This window comes from Glutamicibacter sp. NPDC087661, from assembly GCF_044743275.1.
Taxonomy (GTDB): domain Bacteria; phylum Actinomycetota; class Actinomycetes; order Actinomycetales; family Micrococcaceae; genus Glutamicibacter.
The window spans coordinates 139,793-158,179 of sequence record NZ_JBIUWE010000004.1 but is presented as its reverse complement, the minus strand read 5'-3'; the positions used below and the strand labels follow the sequence as shown (position 1 = coordinate 158,179).

General features: G+C 62.6%; 20 protein-coding genes. 7 read left to right on the top strand and 13 right to left on the bottom strand.

Annotation, left to right across the window (positions count from 1 at the left end):
• Positions 1-38: 38 nt before the first annotated feature.
• The gene (locus tag ACIOTN_RS12215; RefSeq protein WP_402735420.1) at positions 39-1,211 is read left to right on the top strand and encodes a Gfo/Idh/MocA family protein; all 1,173 of its coding nucleotides are present in this window, start codon (positions 39-41) and stop codon (positions 1,209-1,211) included.
• Complete coding sequence (locus tag ACIOTN_RS12210; protein ID WP_332594584.1) at positions 1,208-2,224, top strand: sugar phosphate isomerase/epimerase; 1,017 nt, start codon at positions 1,208-1,210, stop codon at positions 2,222-2,224. The genes ACIOTN_RS12215 and ACIOTN_RS12210 overlap by 4 nt, the downstream gene beginning before the upstream one ends.
• Before the next feature lie 88 nt (positions 2,225-2,312).
• Here the strand turns inward: ACIOTN_RS12210 and ACIOTN_RS12205 are convergent, their stop codons facing one another.
• The 7 genes from ACIOTN_RS12205 to uraD form a co-directional block, all read right to left on the bottom strand.
• Positions 2,313-2,918: a malonic semialdehyde reductase gene (locus tag ACIOTN_RS12205; RefSeq protein ID WP_105662234.1), complete on the bottom strand. Its 606-nt coding sequence runs from the start codon at positions 2,916-2,918 to the stop codon at positions 2,313-2,315.
• Between the two features lie 186 nt (positions 2,919-3,104).
• On the bottom strand, positions 3,105-4,316 hold the full coding sequence (locus ACIOTN_RS12200; RefSeq protein WP_402735419.1) for an MFS transporter: 1,212 nt from the start codon (positions 4,314-4,316) through the stop codon (positions 3,105-3,107).
• 67 nt (positions 4,317-4,383) lie between these two features.
• A complete protein-coding gene (locus ACIOTN_RS12195; RefSeq protein WP_286134082.1) occupies positions 4,384-5,346 on the bottom strand; it encodes an ROK family protein in 963 nt (320 codons plus the stop codon).
• Between the two features lie 295 nt (positions 5,347-5,641).
• Positions 5,642-7,177, bottom strand: coding sequence for a nucleobase:cation symporter-2 family protein (locus ACIOTN_RS12190; RefSeq protein WP_105656556.1), 1,536 nt, complete (start codon positions 7,175-7,177; stop codon positions 5,642-5,644).
• Between the two features lie 75 nt (positions 7,178-7,252).
• Positions 7,253-8,176, bottom strand: coding sequence for a factor-independent urate hydroxylase (gene pucL / locus ACIOTN_RS12185; protein WP_105656557.1), 924 nt, complete (start codon positions 8,174-8,176; stop codon positions 7,253-7,255).
• A 4-nt stretch (positions 8,177-8,180) separates the two neighbouring features.
• Positions 8,181-8,537: a hydroxyisourate hydrolase gene (gene uraH / locus ACIOTN_RS12180; RefSeq protein ID WP_105656558.1), complete on the bottom strand. Its 357-nt coding sequence runs from the start codon at positions 8,535-8,537 to the stop codon at positions 8,181-8,183.
• A 67-nt stretch (positions 8,538-8,604) separates the two neighbouring features.
• Positions 8,605-9,099: a 2-oxo-4-hydroxy-4-carboxy-5-ureidoimidazoline decarboxylase gene (gene uraD / locus ACIOTN_RS12175; protein ID WP_105656559.1), complete on the bottom strand. Its 495-nt coding sequence runs from the start codon at positions 9,097-9,099 to the stop codon at positions 8,605-8,607.
• 322 nt (positions 9,100-9,421) lie between these two features.
• On the opposite strand from uraD, the gene ACIOTN_RS12170 reads away from it, so the two are divergent.
• A complete protein-coding gene (locus ACIOTN_RS12170; RefSeq protein ID WP_105656560.1) occupies positions 9,422-9,616 on the top strand; it encodes a hypothetical protein in 195 nt (64 codons plus the stop codon).
• Positions 9,617-9,713: 97 nt separating this feature from the next.
• On the opposite strand, the gene ACIOTN_RS12165 is transcribed toward ACIOTN_RS12170, so the two are convergent.
• Positions 9,714-10,370, bottom strand: a complete 657-nt coding sequence (locus tag ACIOTN_RS12165) for a TetR/AcrR family transcriptional regulator (RefSeq protein ID WP_400341818.1) — start codon at positions 10,368-10,370, stop codon at positions 9,714-9,716.
• A gap of 170 nt (positions 10,371-10,540) precedes the next feature.
• Between ACIOTN_RS12165 and ACIOTN_RS12160 the strand changes: the two genes are divergently transcribed.
• A complete protein-coding gene (locus ACIOTN_RS12160) occupies positions 10,541-12,814 on the top strand; it encodes an ABC transporter permease (protein WP_402735418.1) in 2,274 nt (757 codons plus the stop codon).
• A 67-nt stretch (positions 12,815-12,881) separates the two neighbouring features.
• On the opposite strand, the gene ACIOTN_RS12155 is transcribed toward ACIOTN_RS12160, so the two are convergent.
• Together ACIOTN_RS12155 and ACIOTN_RS12150 are read right to left on the bottom strand one after the other, a co-directional pair.
• A complete protein-coding gene (locus tag ACIOTN_RS12155) occupies positions 12,882-13,217 on the bottom strand; it encodes a LuxR family transcriptional regulator (protein ID WP_133833835.1) in 336 nt (111 codons plus the stop codon).
• Between the two features lie 106 nt (positions 13,218-13,323).
• Positions 13,324-14,340: an AEC family transporter gene (locus ACIOTN_RS12150; RefSeq protein ID WP_402735417.1), complete on the bottom strand. Its 1,017-nt coding sequence runs from the start codon at positions 14,338-14,340 to the stop codon at positions 13,324-13,326.
• Positions 14,341-14,539: 199 nt separating this feature from the next.
• Here ACIOTN_RS12150 and ACIOTN_RS12145 point away from each other — a divergent pair, with 199 nt between their 5' ends.
• The gene (locus ACIOTN_RS12145; protein ID WP_105662226.1) at positions 14,540-15,304 is read left to right on the top strand and encodes an SDR family oxidoreductase; all 765 of its coding nucleotides are present in this window, start codon (positions 14,540-14,542) and stop codon (positions 15,302-15,304) included.
• Between the two features lie 251 nt (positions 15,305-15,555).
• Here ACIOTN_RS12145 and ACIOTN_RS12140 read toward each other — a convergent pair whose 3' ends face one another.
• The 3 genes from ACIOTN_RS12140 to ACIOTN_RS12130 form a co-directional block, all read right to left on the bottom strand.
• Positions 15,556-15,996, bottom strand: a complete 441-nt coding sequence (locus ACIOTN_RS12140; protein WP_181148787.1) for an SRPBCC domain-containing protein — start codon at positions 15,994-15,996, stop codon at positions 15,556-15,558.
• A gap of 57 nt (positions 15,997-16,053) precedes the next feature.
• On the bottom strand, positions 16,054-16,311 hold the full coding sequence (locus ACIOTN_RS12135; RefSeq protein ID WP_402735416.1) for a hypothetical protein: 258 nt from the start codon (positions 16,309-16,311) through the stop codon (positions 16,054-16,056).
• Between the two features lie 86 nt (positions 16,312-16,397).
• Positions 16,398-16,859, bottom strand: coding sequence for a MarR family winged helix-turn-helix transcriptional regulator (locus ACIOTN_RS12130; protein ID WP_105656568.1), 462 nt, complete (start codon positions 16,857-16,859; stop codon positions 16,398-16,400).
• A gap of 170 nt (positions 16,860-17,029) precedes the next feature.
• Between ACIOTN_RS12130 and ACIOTN_RS12125 the strand changes: the two genes are divergently transcribed.
• Together ACIOTN_RS12125 and ACIOTN_RS12120 are read left to right on the top strand one after the other, a co-directional pair.
• Complete coding sequence (locus ACIOTN_RS12125; protein WP_105656569.1) at positions 17,030-18,031, top strand: pirin family protein; 1,002 nt, start codon at positions 17,030-17,032, stop codon at positions 18,029-18,031.
• 17 nt (positions 18,032-18,048) lie between these two features.
• On the top strand, positions 18,049-18,381 hold the full coding sequence (locus ACIOTN_RS12120) for a GNAT family N-acetyltransferase (protein ID WP_105662222.1): 333 nt from the start codon (positions 18,049-18,051) through the stop codon (positions 18,379-18,381).
• Positions 18,382-18,387 lie beyond the last annotated feature (6 nt).

The following is an 18,387-nucleotide window of genomic DNA, read 5'->3' as shown; positions in this document are numbered from 1 at the left end:
AAAATATTTCATGAACAGCTTTCACCCAGGAGAATTCCATGACAAAAACCATCGGCATTGCCGTCATTGGCGCCGGCATGGCCGGGCTGTCCCACATCGCTGGGTACCGCACAGCACCCACCCTCTACAGCTCCGACTTGCCACCGCTTCGCTACGTTGCCGTGGCTGACGTGAACACCGAGCTCGCAGCCAAGGTCGCCAAGCGCTACGGCTACGAAAAGGCGCTCGGTTCCTGGCAAGAGGTGGCCGCAGATCCAGATATCGACGTGGTCTCGGTAGTTATTGCCAACCGTTTCCACCGTGAAGCAGTCGAGGGCCTGCTGGCTGCCGGCAAGCACGTTTTGTGCGAAAAGCCGCTGGCTGACACCCTTCAAGAAGCTGAAGCGATGGCCACCGCGGCCCGCAACGCCGACTCCGTGGCCCGCGTTGGCTTCACCTTCCGCCGCACCCCGGGCATCGCCACGATCCAGAACCTGATCGCCGATGGCACCCTGGGCAAGGTGCTGCATTTCTCCGGACGCTACTGGACCGACTACGGCCACAACCCGCAGGCCCCGATGAGCTGGCGCTTCAAGGGCCAGCCAGGCTCGGGCGCACTGGCCGATGTGGGAAGCCACCTGGCCTACGTTGCCGAATTCCTGGCCGGCGAGATTCTTTCGGTCAGCGGCGGCCAGCTGAGCACCAGCATCACCGAACGCTTCCTGCCAGCCGGCGCCGTCACCGGCCACGATCTCGTGGAACTGAGCGACAAGTCCGAGCCGGTAGAAAACGACGACTACGCGGCGTTCAACGTACAGTTCGCCGGGGCCGCAGGCAGCCTGGAAGTTTCCCGCGTGGCAGCCGGCCACCCCAATACGCTGACCTTCGAGGTCTTTTGCGAGAAGGGCGCCGCACGCTTCAGCCAGCTGCGTCCAGCGGAAATCGAAATCATGCTCACCGAGGGCCCTTCGGCAACCAACGGCTACCGCACGGTAAATCTCGGCTCGGAACACGCCTACCTCAGTGGCGGACTGCCCATGGATGCGCCAGGTGTCGGCTTCGGCCAGAATGATGCCTTCGGCTACCAGGCGCGCGCCTTCCTCGACGAGGTCTGCGGCCTGGGCAATGCACTTCCCATCAACGCAACATTCGACGAGGGCGTGCACAATATGCAGGTCCTCCAGGCGGTCGTGCAGTCCGCTGCCAATGACGGAAAGAAGGTTTCACTGTGAAACTCGGAGTCTACAACGCAATCCTCCACAACCGCCCGCTGGCCGAAGCCCTGGAGATCATTGCCGCCCAGGGGCTGACCGGCATCGAATTGAATACCGGCGGCTTCTTGCCCCCAGTGCACGTGCCGAACATCGACGAGATCCTGGAATCGGACATCGCTCGCGATGCTTTCCTCGCCCAATTCGAAGGCACCGGCGTGGAAATCTATGGGCTGAACTGCAACGGCAACCCGTTGCACCCCAATCGCGAAATCGGCCAGAAGCACGCCGAGGACATTCGCCGCTCCATCAAGCTGGCCGCGCGCCTAGGCCAGACCCGCGTGGTCACCATGTCCGGACTGCCCGCTGGAGACCCCAATGCTTCGACCCCGAATTGGGTAGTCAATGCCTGGAATTCGGCAGCCCTAGACCAGCTGGACTATCAATTCGGGATTGCCGCGGAATTCTGGAAAGAAATCGATGAGCTGGCTGTCGAACACGGAGTCAAGGTCGCTCTGGAGCTGCACCCGCAGAACCTGGTCTTCAACCCTGCAAGCTTTCGAGAGCTGTTGAAGCGGGCGGGTACCAGCAACATCGGAGTTGAACTGGATGCTTCGCACCTCTTCTGGCAGCAGATGGATCCAGTAGCCGTTGTCCGCGACCTGGGCCCATGGGTCTTCCACGCAGCAGCCAAGGATGTGCGCGTCAATCCGAATGCGGCCATCCAGGGCGTATTGGATAACAGCTTCCGCAAGCTGGGCGAAGACGAACCACGCACCAACCTCGGCGGGGATGAATGGGCGAACGAGTGGCCGAAGAATTCAGCCTGGGACTTCGTGGCTTTGGGCAAGGGACATGGCACCGCATTCTGGACCGAATTCTTGCGCGCATTGCACGAGGTGGATCCGGAAATGATGGTGAACATCGAACACGAGGACACCGAGCTAGGTGCCGTTGAGGGCCTGGAAGTCGCCGCCAAGGTACTCATTGAGGCCGACGCGGCCCTGCAAGCTTCATTGGCCGCAACCTCCTAGGATCCTCCCGCTGGCGTGCAGAAGCCCGGAATTCACCGTGTGAATTCCGGGCTTCTGGCGCATGCCGTTTTCGAAGTACTCGATGCACCTAGACGGTGCGGACAACTGCTTCGTAGTCGAAGCGTGCTTTTGGCGAGCCGATCTCGCTTTCGGCTGGCTGGCCGATATTCACGACCAGGAAACTCTTCTGATCGCCTTCCGGGAAGAACGATGCGTCGATGGCGGAGAAGTCTGCGCCGGTCATTGGACCTACCGCGAAGCCCAAGCTGCGCGCGGCCAGCATGAAGTAGCCCGCCTGCAGGTGTGCGTTGTTGTTGCCGGTGGATGCGGTGAAGTCCGCATCAGCATCGTACATGGCCTTGGGTGCGTTGTAGCCGGGCAGGAAGTTGTCCCACTGTTCGTGCCATGCGGTGTCATAGCTGAGGATCGCTACCAGCGGAGCTGCGGCGGTCTTGGCTTTGTTGCCGTTGGAGAGCGCGTCGACCAGGGTGGCGCGGGCTTCGTCCGACCGCACGTAGGTGACGCGCAGCGGCTGGGAATTGAACGCGGTTGGACCGAACTTGGCCAGTTCGTAGATTTCCTGGGCCTGCTCCTCGGTAACCTCTCCGGTGAACGCGTTAGCGGTGCGTGCCTCGCCAAAAATGGCGTTGAGCGTTGCTGTGTCGGCCTGGATTTCCTGGGATGCAACTGTCATTGATTGCCTTTCAGATCTGTCCGAGGCCACTGGTTCGGGCCATTGCCGGATACGGTTTTCTTCTATCAATGCCCAACGAGGATCGGCTGCACCTCATTCCGGCAAGCCACGTGTTCTCTGCCACACGCAGGCCGGGGCTCATCTGGAGCTCGGCTGTCCTGCCAGCAATGCCCGCCGCACGCAGACCTAGGGTCCGGCAGGGATTCGCGAGTTTGCAGAATCGTCCCAGCGGCGATGAAGCCTGGCGCACCCGATTGCGCACAGTGCGATGATTGCGCCGAAGCAGGTCACTGCCATCGATTCGCCGCTGATCTGCCCTACCCAGCCCAGCCCCAGCGCCCCAAGTGCGGTCAGGGCGTAGCCCAGTACCCAGAAGGCGGAGCTGGCGCTGCCTCGATGCCGCAGTTCGATGCGCCGCAGTACGATGCCCAGTCCCACCGGGAACAGCGCACCATGGCTCAGTCCAGCAACCACTAGGCCAACCAGGTACACCGTGACCGCCAAGCCCCCGCCCAACCTCGGGGCAATAGCTATCAGCACTGCTCCCACCGCCAGCCCGGCATAGCCCAGCTGCACTTTTTCGCTGACCAGCTTCCCGCCCGCTTTCTGGCCCACGGCAGTGGCGGCGAAAATCAGCGAACCGATGAGCCCCAGCAGGCGCAGGTCGGTAATCCCAAAGGCGCGGACCACCAGGATGGACGTCATGGCTGTACAGCCGCCCATGACCGCAAAGCCCAGGGTCATCAGTCCACCCACGCAGAAGTCCCGTCGTGCCAAACGCGGCACCAGCGGAAGGCTGAGTTTCCACCCGCCCCGGCGGTGCGCAACACTGTCGGGGATCATGGCCAGCAGCACGATGCACAGACCCGAAAGCACCGCGTGCACGCTGAAAGCGATCATGGGGGTAGCCGGGAAGAAGAAAGTCAGAAATGCCGCCAAGGCCGGCCCGCTGCCTAGTCCCGCCATATTCGCCAGGCTGGAAATGGCGGCACCGCGTCCGGAGCTGGAGACCACATCCGCCAAATAGGCTGTGGCCGTTCCGGTGACCAGCCCGGCGCACACCCCGGACAGGGCCCGGGCAATGAACAGCATGGGAACGTCGGTGGCCACGGCATAAAGCATCCCGCTGGCGGCCGAGGAGAGCAACCCGAGAATCATGACGGGCTTGCGGCCAATGGCGTCGGAGAGGGAACCGAAGATGCACAGCACCGTGAGCACCACCAGGGCGTATATCGCAAAAAGCTGGGTCGAGGCGGCGGTGCTCAGGCCGTATTCATCCTGGAGCATTGGATACAGCGCGGTCGGCATGGTGGTACCGCACATGGCGACCGCGTAGGTTCCCAAAACGACTGCTAGCGGCCAGCCACGGGTCTGCGGCGGCTTCTCTGGCAGGACCATGCCGGAACCTCGCTCTCGTGTTGAATAACAAACTGAGCCTAGATAAGACCTAATGTCCTGTCAATGTTTATTGCTGTTGATTGAACCTCGCCAAATCAGCAGCCCCGATCAGGCCTGCCACCGGACCCAATTCGGCTTGGCTGATCTTCGCAAAGGGACGGTAGCCCCTGCCGGAGAGGGTGCGGCGGTAGGTCTCCTCCGCGGTGGCCACCAGTTGCTTCGACGCCGCGCCCAAGCCGCCGCCGATAACGATGGTCCCCGGATCCAGAACCGAGACCAGATTCGAAATGCCCAACCCGAGCCATTCGCCCATATCCGCAATGAGGTCGGCGCACGCCGGGTCGCCCTCTGCGGCAAGTCGAGTTACCTCCGCCCCGGTAACGGCGTCCGGATCATCGCCCACGGCCTCGCGCAGGCGGAAGGCCACCGGTGATTTGCTGCGCACGAGTTCGGCTCCTTCCCGGCCCAGGGCATTGCCAGAGGCGTACTGCTCCCAGCAACCGCGGTTTCCGCAGGCGCACCGATGGCCGCCGGGAACGATCACCTGGTGCCCGAATTCGCCAGCAATCCCGGACTTGCCACGGTGGATTTGCCCTCCGAGGATGACCGCCCCGCCGATCCCCGTTCCGAGGGTCAGGCACACCATGTCGCTTTCGCCCCGGCCCGCGCCAAAACGATGCTCGGCCCAGCCGGCCGCATCAGCGTCGTTGACCAGAGTCACTTCATGTCCTACCAGCTGCATCAGACGGTCGCGCACCGGTTCATTGCGCCAAGACAGGTGGGGGCTGAACAGCACGTTCTGCCCCTTGCGGTCCATCCATCCCGCGGCGCCAATGCCCACCGGAAGACCTTCGTTGCCCTTCGAGAGCTCGCGGATCATCTCAGCCAGGGCACGTTCGGTCCCCGCCACGTCATGGTCAGGTGTCTCGCGGCGGATTTGCCCGAAGGCGTTCCCCTCTTGATCCACAAGGGCTGCAAGGATTTTGGTGCCACCGATGTCAACGCCGATGGAAAGATTTGCTGAACTCACAGTCATCTAGCTTAGACCCTCGCAAAACGCCGATGCTCCCGCTGCCGCACAGGAGCCCCTGACTGGTCCGGTGCCTGCACGGAACTTCCAACGCAGTCCAGCACTTGGGCCAGCCCTGCGCAAGGTGCCCGGAAAACTCGTCCGGCGGTGCTCCCTGGCTGTTCGCGCTGTGAAGTGCAACTGCTCGAGCTCGCGCAAAATGCCCGCAAACCGGAGTTTGCGAGCATTTCGCGCTAGCTGCTACTTCTCGTCATCGAGCAATTCCTCGGCCTCGGGTTCGGATGGGGCCGATTCCTCAGTGCCCTGATGTCTCGGCAGGCCTGGGTACAGGCATCTGGATGGCTCCGGTCTGGATCTGCTCGAATTCATCGGGTGTGACCACCGGAATTTCGTAGCCTTCCTTGTCGATGAGCTTGCCGCCCACGTAGTGGTCGCCATCGAGCAATCCGCAGATCTCCTCGGTCTTGACCATGCGCGGCGGAGCCGCCGAGAAGACCGATGCATCCTTTGTATTCCCGAACTTGAGTTCGTTGAACAGCAGGTTCAGCAGCACGGCCATCACGGCCGCCGAGGAAATCCCGGAGTGGAAGATCGTCTCGAACCACGTGGGGAATCCAGCGTAGAAGTCCGGCTTCACAATCGGGATGCAGCCAAAGGCAATCGATGCCGCGACGATCACCAAGTTCATGCCGTCGTACTTCACCTTGGACAGGGTCCGGATCCCGGAAGCGGCGACGGTGCCGAAGAGCACGATGCCTGCGCCGCCGAGCACCGGAGTCGGGATGGCAGCGACCACTCGTCCGAGGATCGGCAGCAAGCCGAGCACGACGAGGATGCCGCCACCGGCCGCGACAACGAAGCGGCTGGTGATGCCCGTGATGGCCACCAGGCCGACATTCTGCGCAAAGGCCGACTGGGTGAAGGTATTGAAAATCGGCGCCACTGCGGAAGAGGCCATGTCGGCACGCAGGCCGTCGGCAATGCGCTTGGAATCCACCTTCGATCCGGCGATCTCGCCCACAGCGAGGATGTCTGCGGTGGTTTCGGTGAGGATCACCAGCACCACGATGGTCATCGAGATGATGCCGCCGATTTCGAAGACCGGCATGCCGAAGGCCAGCGGCTGCGGGAAGGCGAAGATCGCGCCGTGCCCGACCTGCGAGAAATCGGCCATGCCCAGCAGCGCTGCGGCGACGGTGCCCAGCACGATGGCCAGCAGGATCGACATGCGGGAAATCGCTGCATTGCCGACCTTGGACAGCAGCAGGACCACCAGCAGTGTTCCGGCGGCCAGGCCGATGTTGGCCAGCGACCCGTAGTCATCGGCCTTCGCGTCCCCGCCCATGGCCCAGTTGGCCGCGACCGGGGTCAGCGAGATGCCGATCATCGTAATGACCACGCCGGTGACCACCGGCGGGAAGTACCTGACAATGCGGGCGAAGAACGGCGCTATGAGGAAGCCGATCAGCGCTGCGACGAGCACGGCCCCGAAGACCGCCTGGATTCCGCCTCCCCCGTTGACGATGGCCACCATGGTAGCCACGGATGCGAAGGACGTGCCCTGGACCAGCGGCAGCTGCGCCCCGAAGAACGGGATGCCCACGGTTTGCAGGATGGTGGCCAGCCCGCCGACAAACAGGCAGCAGGCGACCAGCAGGCCCACCTCGTCCGGGGCCAAGCCGGCAGCGTTTCCGATGATCAGCGGCGGGGCGATAATGCCGCCGTACATCGTCAGGACATGCTGCAGGCCATAGGCAAAGGACTTCCCCAGAGGGAGCTTCGCGTCCTCGGGACGATTGCCTTTGATAGATTCATCTTGTGTAGCGCTCAAGGCTGACCTCCTACGTCAGTCGCTGCCAAAGGTGTGCCGGCGTGCCAGCGCCGGCCCACCTTCAACGCCGTTCAGTTAGATAAATGCCGGAATATTGGCCCAGATGGGGTGATTCGCCTCGGTGCCTTCGCGGGTGATCGTCGCTTCGATCAGGCCGTATGGGCGATCCGCGGCGAAGAAGACCTCATTGGGGTTGTCTTGGCCGAAGACTTCCAGGTCAACCAGGAAGTGGTGCTTGTTCGGCAGGGACATCTTGATTTCGGCGATTTCCGGATGCGCTTCGAGCACTGCCTGCCCCATCTGGAACATGGTCTGCTGCAACGCGTACGAGTGGGTGTCGGCGAAGCGGGTCAGCAGCAGGTGGCGCACCGAGGTATAGACCGCGTCGAAGTCGATGCCCTGGGCGATGGCCTGGCCGGTGTAGCGCCAGCGCGCAGTCACGTCGGTGGCCAGGATGCGGTCGGTGGTTTCCTTCAGGGTCGTGTACTTGTCCACCGGGAAACCGTGGAACTCGCTGCCCGTGGACTTCAGGACGGTGAGGTCCTCCAGGCCGGCAACGATGGACTTCTTGCCTTCGGCGTCGATTTCCAGCACGGCGGTGCGCACTTCGGACTTGTTCTGCGAGAAGGCGTGGTCATGGTCGTTGATGCGGTCCCAGAAGAACTGCTGGGCTGCCCAGCGGCCGCCGGTGATCCACTCGAATTCGCCAGTGAAGTGGTTTCCCAGCTGCACCAGGAACTCCTCGATGGCGCCCACGCCGTTGCGGGCCAGGCCATAGACGGTGTTCTTCTGGGTGTCAGTGGCGACGACGCGGCCGTTGTCGCCGTCCTGGTGCGCGGCGGTGAAGTCGCCGTGCAGCTGGCTGGTGACGTTCAGGTCCTGGATCTGGTGGCGCACGGTGTCGCGGGTGATCTTGACCAGGCGGACTTCGGCCTTGCCGTACTGGTTGGAGCCCAGCACGATCTTGGTATCTGCTGGGGCGGTGATTTCGGTAGTCATTGTTCTAACTCCCTCGGTACGTGGAATATGCAAACGGGCTGATAAGAAGAGGTACGTGGTAGTGCTCGTCGACGTCGTTGACGAAGAAATCGATGCTTACCGCGGGGAAGAAGCTTTCCGTTCCCTGCTTCCCGAAGTAGCCCCCGGTTTCAAAGGAAATCCGGTAGCGGCCGGCTTCAACCTGTATCGGTCCGAGGTTCTTGATGCGGCCATCGGCATCCGTGGAACCCGAGCCGATTTCTTGCCAGCCGGATGCCGTCTTGGCTTCCAGCGTGGCCTTGACACCGGAGGCAGGCCTCCCGGTCCCGGTGTCGAGTATGTGGGTGGTGATGTGGCTGCGTTCGCCATTTCCATCTGCCATGTTCATCTCCTGGCTGTCGGAGGGATTGGTATCGATAAATGCGCAGGGGTTCGCCCCGGGCATGGGCTTAGTTGTCCACCGAGTTCTCCAGCCGCAGCAGCGCAATCTGGCGCAGCTGCTCGGCTACTTCAAGCAGTTCGGCCTGTTCTGCGTTGGCCAGCCGGCGTTCGCATTCGGCAAGGATTTCTTCGGTGCTGCGGCCGGCGGCGCGGATGAGGAATACCCTGTTGAAGCGCTGCTCATAGGCCCGGTTGGCTGCTGCCAGGCGGCCGGCGACATCGTCATCAAGGTCCAGGCCTGCCTGTTCGCCGCGGGAGAGGTCCGCTTCCTTGCTGCTTCCCTGCGCCTGTTCGCCGATGCGCGGATGGTGGGCCAGGGCGGCGGCAATTTCCTCGCGGCTGAAGGGAGCGACGTCCTGGAGCGCAAAGCTGGAAAGCGCATCGAAGCTGCTGAAAGGACGGGCGGAAACAAGGGCATCGATCCAGCGGTCGACATCGACGCAGGGGCGCAGGAAATCAGCGGCCTCGGCTGCGGGCAATTGGTTGAATACGTCTAAACGCATCGGGTGATCAGCTCTTTTCAAACGGTCGTTCTTTCCACGGACCTTGGCTGAACACCCTTACCACCGAAGGAGACTTCGGCTTCGACTCGATGCTGGTTTCGTGGAACCTTGTGTGACCACTGTAATCCACCTCACAGCGTCGCAGTCAAGCGAAAGCTGGAAAAACTTTAACAAGTGTGACTTTTTGCCGGTTTCCATATTATGGATAGATAATTTTGCGCCCAGCTATTGCAAACGCTCCGACCTAGCCCACATAATGGTTTCACAACACAGAAGATAATTTCCATATTGTGGAAATGCGAAATCGTGAAGGAGGGTCGCAATGACCGCTATCAACCCAAGCAAGATCAACTGCACACCGGAGGGCCAGCGCCTCATTGCCACCACCGACGCCTTACGCACCGGACTGTTCCAGCCCATCGAGAACCTGGATCCGGATATTGCCCGCCAGCCGCGGATCACCCGCGAGGCTCCCTCGCTGTGGAGCCGCCTGTTCGGCCAGCACCCGGGACGCTAAGCGTCCCCTGAAGACCACGCAGAGGCCAACCCCTGAGGCGTCGGGACCTGGCCTCTGCGTTTTTTAGTTCCAGCTGCAGCGCCTCGCGCCAGCCCGGCTAGTCCTCGCCGAATCCCATGAAGTCGGCCGCAGCGGTGCTTGGCGCCGCCAGCATGCCGACCATGGAATCGACCAGGAAGTAGCCCAGCGATTCCCAGTTGCCCTGCTGCTTGCCTTCATTGACCGTGCGCTCGTACTGCGCGCACAGCCCCAGGAACATCGGACCGAGAATCAGCGCACGCGACCTGACCACGACCTCCGGAATGCCCTCGAATTCCTTGCGAGCACGTCCTGGGCCCGCCACGCTCAGCACCTCGTTGCGCAGGCTGTCGCCCACAATCGCCGGCAGTCCTGGATGCAGCCGTGCCTGGTAGAGGAATTGCGCCCGCCAGGAGGGCCGCGGCAGCGCGTCAAAGGAATAGATCCAGGGAAGGGTCCGCACGGTGACCACCTCGCGCAGGCTCGCCTCCGGTCCGCCAGCAAGGGATGGCAGGCGGTTGCGGCAGCTGCGCATGTCGCCCAGTGCCCGCTGGAGCATGGCCTGCAACAGGTCCTCGCGGCTCCCGAAATGGTATTTGATCGCCGAATGGTTGGCAGTACCGGCATGCTCGGCAATTTTCCGATTCGATACGGCGTCTATGCCGTGGCTCGCGAAGAGCTCTTCTGCCGCATCGAGCAAGACCTCCCGCGCCTTATCGCCGTGTCGGCTCACCATTCCCGCCTTTCCTCGCATCATCTCGTCCCGGCGTCCAGGAAGTGAACCTCGGCACAGTTGCTGACAATTTTACGCCACGTGGCGTAAATTAGTTGTCAGTATTCAACTAAAGACCTTGGCGGGTTGCCTCGCACCCCGCTGCAGACCGAGAATCCAAGGAGCATGCGCAGTTGAGCAACGACGCCGCAGTCACTGAAAACCCGCCGCCCTCCCGCAGGGCCAAGCACGAGAAGCAGCCTCTTTCCGAGCAGGAAGCGGCCGCCAAACGCGCCAAGGCCGAAAAGATCGGCAGGACTGTCGCAGTCTTCATCATGCCATTGATGATCGTGGGCATGATGATCTGGGGCTACCTGGGAGCCATGCACCACCAGTCAGCCGCGAACATGCCGGTGGCCATTTCGGCCACCAGCAGCGCAGCGGCCGGTGACTTTGCCCGGGCGCTGGAGGACAGCAATGCTGAGGCCGTGGACCTGCGCATCGTGGACTCGGCCCGCGAAGCCCGCGAGCTGGTCTACGACCGCGAAGTCACCGCTGCGGTGGACCTCGATGGCGATACGGCCACGCTGTACACCGCCAGCGGCGCCGGCATGTCAGCCACCTCGGCCATCACGGCCGTGCTCACGCCGGTCATCATGGAGCAGTCGCTGGAACTGGCTTCCCAGGATCTGGTGCCGCTTCCGGAGAACGACTCCATGGGCATGGGCGCCATGCTGCTGGCCACCGCGATGATCACTGCCGGCTACATGCCTTGGTCGATGGCCTTCTCGAACTCCCCGGAACTGCTCAAGCGCCGCCGCGCGCTGCCGCTGCTGGGCGGATGGTCGATCCTGCTCTCCGGGCTGGGCATCCTCGTCGGCGGCCCGATCCTGGGCGTCATTCCTGCCGCGAGCATCCTGCCCGCGTGGTCGACCCTGGCCTTGGGCGTCTTCGCCGTGGGCGCCGGGCAGCTGCTGCTGACCCGCATATTCGGCGCCATGGCCGTCATCCCCGGAATGTTCCTGTTCATGGTGCTGGGCCAGCCGGCCTCCAATATGGGCATGTCGGTCTACACCCTGCCGAAGATCTTCCCGTTCCTGCACCAGTTCCTGCCGATGCCGGCCCTGGGCGAAGCCATGCGCTCGGTGCTGTACTTCAACGGCGACGGAGCGGCCCGGCATATCCTGATTCTCGCCGGCGGTGCCGTCGCGGCGCTGCTGCTGGTCGCCCTGCTCGATGCCCTGCGCATCGCCAAGGGCAAGAGCGATATCCCCACCCAGATCAATGTCGCTTCCCTGCATGGCGGCCCGCGCCCCAAGAACAAGGCGTGGCGCTACATCACCTTGGCCGCGCTGCCCTTCGGCATGATCGCCATCATGCTCAGCTCGATGCTCGGCGCCATGCAGACCCCGGTGCCACGCGACATGCCGGTAGCCGTCGTGGGCTCCTCCGTGGAGCAGGCCCAGCAGACCGTGGATTCGCTGAACGAATCCATGGAGGGCATGTTCGAGTTAACCGCCATGGACACTGCCGCTGACGCCCGGTACCTGGTCGAGTCCCAGGAGCTGACAGGGGCCTTCGTGCTGCCTTCGGAGCAGAGCCCGGAAGCTGCCGTCTATACCGCCCAGGCTTCCGGCAACGCCGCATCGCAGCTGGTGGTCCAGGTGTTCACGCAGATCGGCCAAGCGCAGCAGATGGACGTGGACCACCAGGAGCTGGCCCCGCTTCCGGAGCACGACAATATGGGCACCGTGGCCATGTACCTGGGCATGGGCTGGGTGATGGCAGGCTTCATGGTCATCATGGTCGGCGCCACCGCGGCACCGCACATGGCCCCGCTGCAGAAACTGGTCCCGCTGGCGGCCGTGTACTCGGCCTTCATGTCCGCCGTGCTCTGCCTGATCGCCGTCCCGTTCACCGGGGCAGTCGAGGGCCACTTCGGGCAGCTGTTCAGCGTCGGCATGCTCGCGATTTTCGCGGTGGCCATGCTCACCACGGTATTCAACCGCCTGCTGGGCATGGTCTGCCTGGTCCCGACCATGCTGATCGTGATGTTCCTGGGCGTCCCAGCCTCCAATGGCGGGCTGTCCATCTACATGGAACCGCGCATCTTCACCATCCTGCACGACATCCTGCCGATGCCGGCTGCCGTTGAAGCCATCCGCGCGATCGTCTACTTCGACGGTGTCGGGCTAGGCTCCCACCTGGTGGTCCTGGCTATTTGGGCCTTGGCCAGCCTGGCCGTGACCATGGTCATCGACCAGCTCAAGCCGGTGCAGACCTCCAGCCACCCGGTTTCCGCCGAGGAGCTCGCCGCGCTGCAAGGCCGGGCGCTTGAAGCCAAGGCGAACGAAGCCGCGGCATCCGCCGACGCCATCGACGCTGAAGCCGGGGACTTGGCAGACGCCGAAGCCGCGGCCGGCGAAAGCGGCACTGGAGACCGGGAGAAGGACGCGGTCAGCGTCTAATCAGTCCTTCTCCCCTGCAGATGCGGGCCGGTTCATGGATGTGAACTGGCCCGCATTTTGCTGTCCCCTAGCGATCGATCTTGGCTACGGTCAGCAGCACGCTGGAATCCTGCGTGGCGCTGATTTTCAGCCTCCCCTCGGGAAGCACAATGAGATCCTGGCTGCGCCCCTCCCACTGGTTGCCCATGGATGAAACGGTGACCCTGCCCTGGAGGACCAGCAGTGTCGCTTCGCCGGGATTCACATGTTCTTGCAGCTCGGTGCCGGCCGTGAGACCGATGACGGTTTGGCGCAGGGTGTGCTCATGTCCGCCGAAAACCGTGCTGGCAGCTCGGCCATTGGTTGCATCCGCGGCTTCCCTCAGCTGGGTTCGGGCGATGGCGGCCAGCGAAAACTTCTTCATCAAATCCCTGCATCTCATCTCTCGGGCTGGATACTCCGGGCCGATTAGCCTGTGCTGCTACAAGACTGTCCCCGCACCGGGGCAAAGGTCAAGGAAAGCGCGGGGACTACTTCAGTACCAATTGAGCCAGCACCGGCAAGGCAATGACCGACAGAACGCAGGTGATGACGATGGCCACCGCGGTCGGCTCGCCATCCCCGGTGTCGTTCTGGGCCATGATGTAGGCGGTTGCGCTGACCGGCATGGCCGCCATGAGCACCGCGGCATTGAACCAGATGCGATCCAGATCCGGGGCGAAAACAAGCAGCATGGCCACCGTCAGCAATGGCATTGCCACGAGTTTGCCCAGCACCATGGCCGCGATGGAGGTTCTCGCCCAGCTGCCGCCAGCCGCAGAGCCATCCGGAGCAACCGGTGCATGCTTCCTGGCACGCGAACGGTCAATGGTCCGCTTCAGCGACATTCCGATGACGAAGAGTGCACCCGGGGCGGCCGCGGCGGATATCAGGTCGACGGTGTCGTCCACCGGCCGCGGCACGGGCACACCGAGGATTGCTACCGTGCCGCCAAGGACCATGGCCCAGGTGACCGGGCTGTAAACCAAGGCATTGCGGATGGTCCGGGCGATGCGCGCTGCGCTTGCCGGATGCTGGCCTCCTTTGCCGTTGGGCAAGAGAATTTGGGCGAGGATGGGGAATCCGACCATGAAGATGATGTTGTGGACCAGTTGCCCCATGCCCGCGGCGAACCCGGCTTCGGTGCCCATGACGCCGAGGATAATCGGGATTCCCAAGTACGACACGTTGCCGAAGCTGGTGGTCAGCATGCCGGCGAGCGCCCGCGCCCGGTTTGCGCGCAGCAGATAGCGGAAAGCCAGCCAGCTGAGCAGGGCGAAAAGCAGCGCGGAGACGATGCTGATCCACAGGAATGCGAGCGGCACGCCTTCGCTGATATCCGCGCGGGCTACCACCTTGTAGAGCAGCGCCGGCAAGGCGACATAGAAGACGAACACATTCAGTGCCGGTTCCACGCTGGCCGGGAATTTGGGTGCATGGCTGGCGCCGTAGCCGATGAGCATGACGAAGAACAGCGGCAGCACACCATAGAGCACGTCGAGGAACACAAGCCTCCTTAGGAGATGTTCGGCCGGGGTTGCGGGGACCGAGCACTTCAAGGTTAGTTGCTTTCCAGGCTGATCCGGGAAATGCGCTCGGGGGCGCTTCGCAACATGCAGCCGAAAACTGGGGTTTGGCGGCGCAAATTCCTAGGATGAGACCACGCGCCTCGTCCCAATACTGTTGAGCTTTCCGCAAGGAGAATTGATGTCCCACTCACTTGGAATCCCGCATGCCCCGCGCACGATTGCCATCACCGGCGCAGGATCAGGCATAGGCCGCGCCACCGCCCGCCTGCTGCTGGGGCAGGGATGGAATGTGGTGCTCGCCGGGCGCACCGCGGCTAACCTGCATGAGACGGCGCAAGGCCACGGTTCCGCCTTGGTGGTCCCCACGGATGTTAGTGATCCGCAGGCTGTGGAACACCTGTTTGCCGAAGCGGCACAACGTTTCGGCAAGGTCAATGCACTGTTTAATAATGCCGGAATTTTCGGTCCCTCGGCAGCCATCGATGAGCTGAGTCCGGCCCAGTGGGATGAGGTTTGCCGGGTCAACCTCACCGGGGCCATCAACGCGGCCCGCGCGGCCTTTGCCCATTTCAAGGCCAACGGCGGGGGACGCATTATCAACAATGGATCGATTTCAGCGCAGGTTCCGCGCGTGAACTCCGTTGCCTATACCGTCACCAAGCACGGCATCGCCGGCCTGACCAAATGCCTAGAACTTGATGGACGGGAGCACCGGATCAGGGCCACGCAGCTCGATATCGGCAACACCGCCAGTGACCTGCTCGATGATTTCGGTGCCACCCAGGGTGCCTTGCAACCGGGCGGCCAGCGGCTCGTCGAGCCGACATTCCCGCTGGCCCAAGCCGCTGAAGCCGTTGCGTACATCGCCGGGGTTCCGATCGGTACGTCCATCAACCAATTCACCATCACCGCTGGCGGCATGCCATACATCGGGCGAGGCTAGGCCGCGGGCAACGGGAGGGAGGCATTGGCTTGCAAGTAGATTCTCCGGCTACGTGCGGCAATGCTCCGCGCCATCAGATCCTCATGGGGCTTCTGGTTGCACTGCACGGCAAGAACCTGCCAGAACTGCGCCAGTGGCCGCAGCGAAACGCCTTTCAGCCACGTGCTGCGCTTTGACTCCGCCGGCAAGAGCGCGAAACTGGCAGGCGTTCGCAGCTGCTGTGCTGGTTCTTCCCCTGCCGTACTAAAGGCCTAGAAGAATTCCGCCAGCAGCGCTTCGAGCTTCGCAAAAGCGGAATTCCATGCCTTGGTGCTGGATTCGAGAACCTCATAAGGCAATGGGGTTTGGGTCAGCGTCAGCATCGTCTGCCCGGCGAATTCCTTGAATTCGATACGGGTTTCGATCACGAGGTCCAAGGTCATTTCGTGCGGGCCGTCGGCACTGACCAGGCATTCGTACTCGTCGAAAGACGTCAGGACCGCCTTGAGCGGCACCTTGGCATCCGGGTTATCAGCCTGCACCATATTCAGCTCATGCCGGCCGCCGACCTTGGCTTCGAATACGACGGAATCTTCCTCGACAAGCCAGCCATCGGGACCCCACCACTGGGCGATGATTTCCGGCTCGACGAAGGCAGCCCAAACGGCGTTCTTCGGTGCGGAAAATTGCCGGGCGACTACGAGTTCAGTCATCGATTCCATAAGGTCAATATTATCGCGGCCCGCCATCAGGTTCACCTGCGGGGGCAACTACCCCTGCGGACGGCGAGGCTCCATGCGGCTCGCGGTGTACAGCGTTTGCTCATCCGGCGAGGTTCCGGCAGCTTCATGGGCGCGCATGACCTTCATTGCGCGGTCCCATTTGATGCGTTCGCGAGGGCTGGCGAGGACACGGCGCTCGGCCGGACCGAAGATGGACAATCCCAAGTACTTCAGACGCCAGAACATGCGGTAGCCGACGCTTAGTCCGGTGGTATCGGAAATGATCGGCAGGGGTGATTCATCCATGATCGTCGTCCTCTTCGGTCATTGGGTTTGCGAGTACTGGCACTTCAATCATACGTCATTAGTTGGTGCACCAACTAAATGGGGTTCTAGCTTTTCGGAGCGTTCGAACCTGCAGCAATAATGCGGTCCAGGATGCCGCGCAGCTCCAGCACATCCTTGTCGGTCAGGGCAAGCCGGGCCATCATTTCGCGCGGCACCTCCACCGCTTCAGCACGCAGCGCGGCACCCTTCTCGGTGGGCTGAATGATGACGGCCCGCTCATCGTCCGGGTTCTTCGTCTTTGCCACCAAACCGGCAGTTTCGAGGCGCTTGACCAACGGGGAAAGCGTTCCCGGATCCAGGTGCAGATGCCCGCTGAGGGCACGGGCGCTGATCGGCCCCAAGTCCCAAAGGGCCAGCATCACCAGGTACTGGGGATGCGTCAGCCCCAGCGGATCCAGCACGGGCTTGTATGCCGAGATCACCGAGCGCGAGGCTACGGCCAGGCCGAAGCACACCTGCTTTTCCAGCTTGAGAAGATCTTCGTCACGAAGAATAGCACTGTCCACGTTGTCGCAAGCTCCTTGAAAGATGCCTAATACCACTGCATTGATCGTACCGCGGTCGAGAATACCGTGCCCGGGCCGAAAGCTGTCCCGGGTCGCAGCGCCAATTCCAGTTGCGTTCGAATCCGGTGGCGCAAGTAGTCAAAGCGGGCCACAGTGAATAGCCTTGGCATATGAGCAATCTTGAGCACCGGCCTGAGGAGATCGGCTGCAGTGCAGTGCGTTCCCAGGCAGAGGTTGAAATCCTGGAACCACGCGAAGTGCCCTTGGGCGGTCCGCGGGCAATGACGGTCTTCCGGACACTGCCGCAAAAGCAGCGCAGCCTGATCGGCGCTTGGTGCTTCCTGGACCATTACGGTCCTGACGATGTCGCAGTCACCGGCGGGATGAACGTGCCCCGTCACCCGCACACCGGACTGCAGACTGTCTCTTGGCTCTTCACCGGAGAGATCAACCATATGGATTCGGCCGGGTTCAAGGCGACCGTGCGACCCGGCGAGGTCAATCTGATGACCGCCGGGCACGGAATCAGCCATTCGGAGATCCTCACCGAAGACACCACCATCCTTCACGGCGCCCAGCTATGGACCGCGCTGCCGGATCATGCACGGGATATGGAACATACTTTTGAGAACTACCGCCCGGAAGCGCTCACCGCTCCCGGCTGGTCGCTGTCGGTCTTCCTTGGCACCTACGGGGTGTCGGGCAAGTCGTCCACCTCCCCGGTGAAGACGCACACCGAGCTCGGTGGCGCCGAACTGCGCCTTGAACCGAACACCGAGATCGAAGTGGTTGTCCCCGGGCACCATGAGCACGGGATCCTCCTGGACTCCGGCAATCTTGAAGTCAACGGCCATGAACTCGCTCCACGCGATCTCGGGTTCGTGCGTGCGGGATGCACGACCCTGCGCCTGAAGTCCGGGGACCAGCCGGTTCTGGCGCTGCTCATCGGCGGAGAGCCGCTGAAGGAAGACATCCTGATGTGGTGGAACTTCGTAGGCCGCACCCATGAGGAAGTCCTCGCGTTCCGCGCGCAATGGCAGGCCGAGATCGGGGCCGAGCCCGGGGATGCCTCCGAGGATCGCTTCGGGCCTTTCCCGCCTAATACTCCGGCAGCCTTGCCGGCTCCAGCACTTCCCACCGTTCGCCTGCGCCCGCGCGTGAACCCCGCCTAACCAGTAAGGAACTCCCAATGAGCGACATCAAACCAGTATTCCTGCCCGAGCGCCAGCGCTTCGCCCTCGACGATGACGGCAAGATCATCGGAGCGGCGCACTACCGCGATTTTGATGGGGCCCAAGGCGTCGAGCGGATCTTCTTCCACACCACCGTGGATGAGGAATACGGCGGACAGGGCCTAGCCAGCGTCATGGTGAAATTCGCGCTGGAGAACACCATCGCCAGCGGTGCCAGGATCGTTCCGGTCTGCCCGTACGTGAAGGCCTACGTTGCCAAGCACACCGAGTATGCGCAGCATATCGTGGAACCGGACAAGGACCACCTGGGCATCCTGCCGCGCGGCTAAACCGGA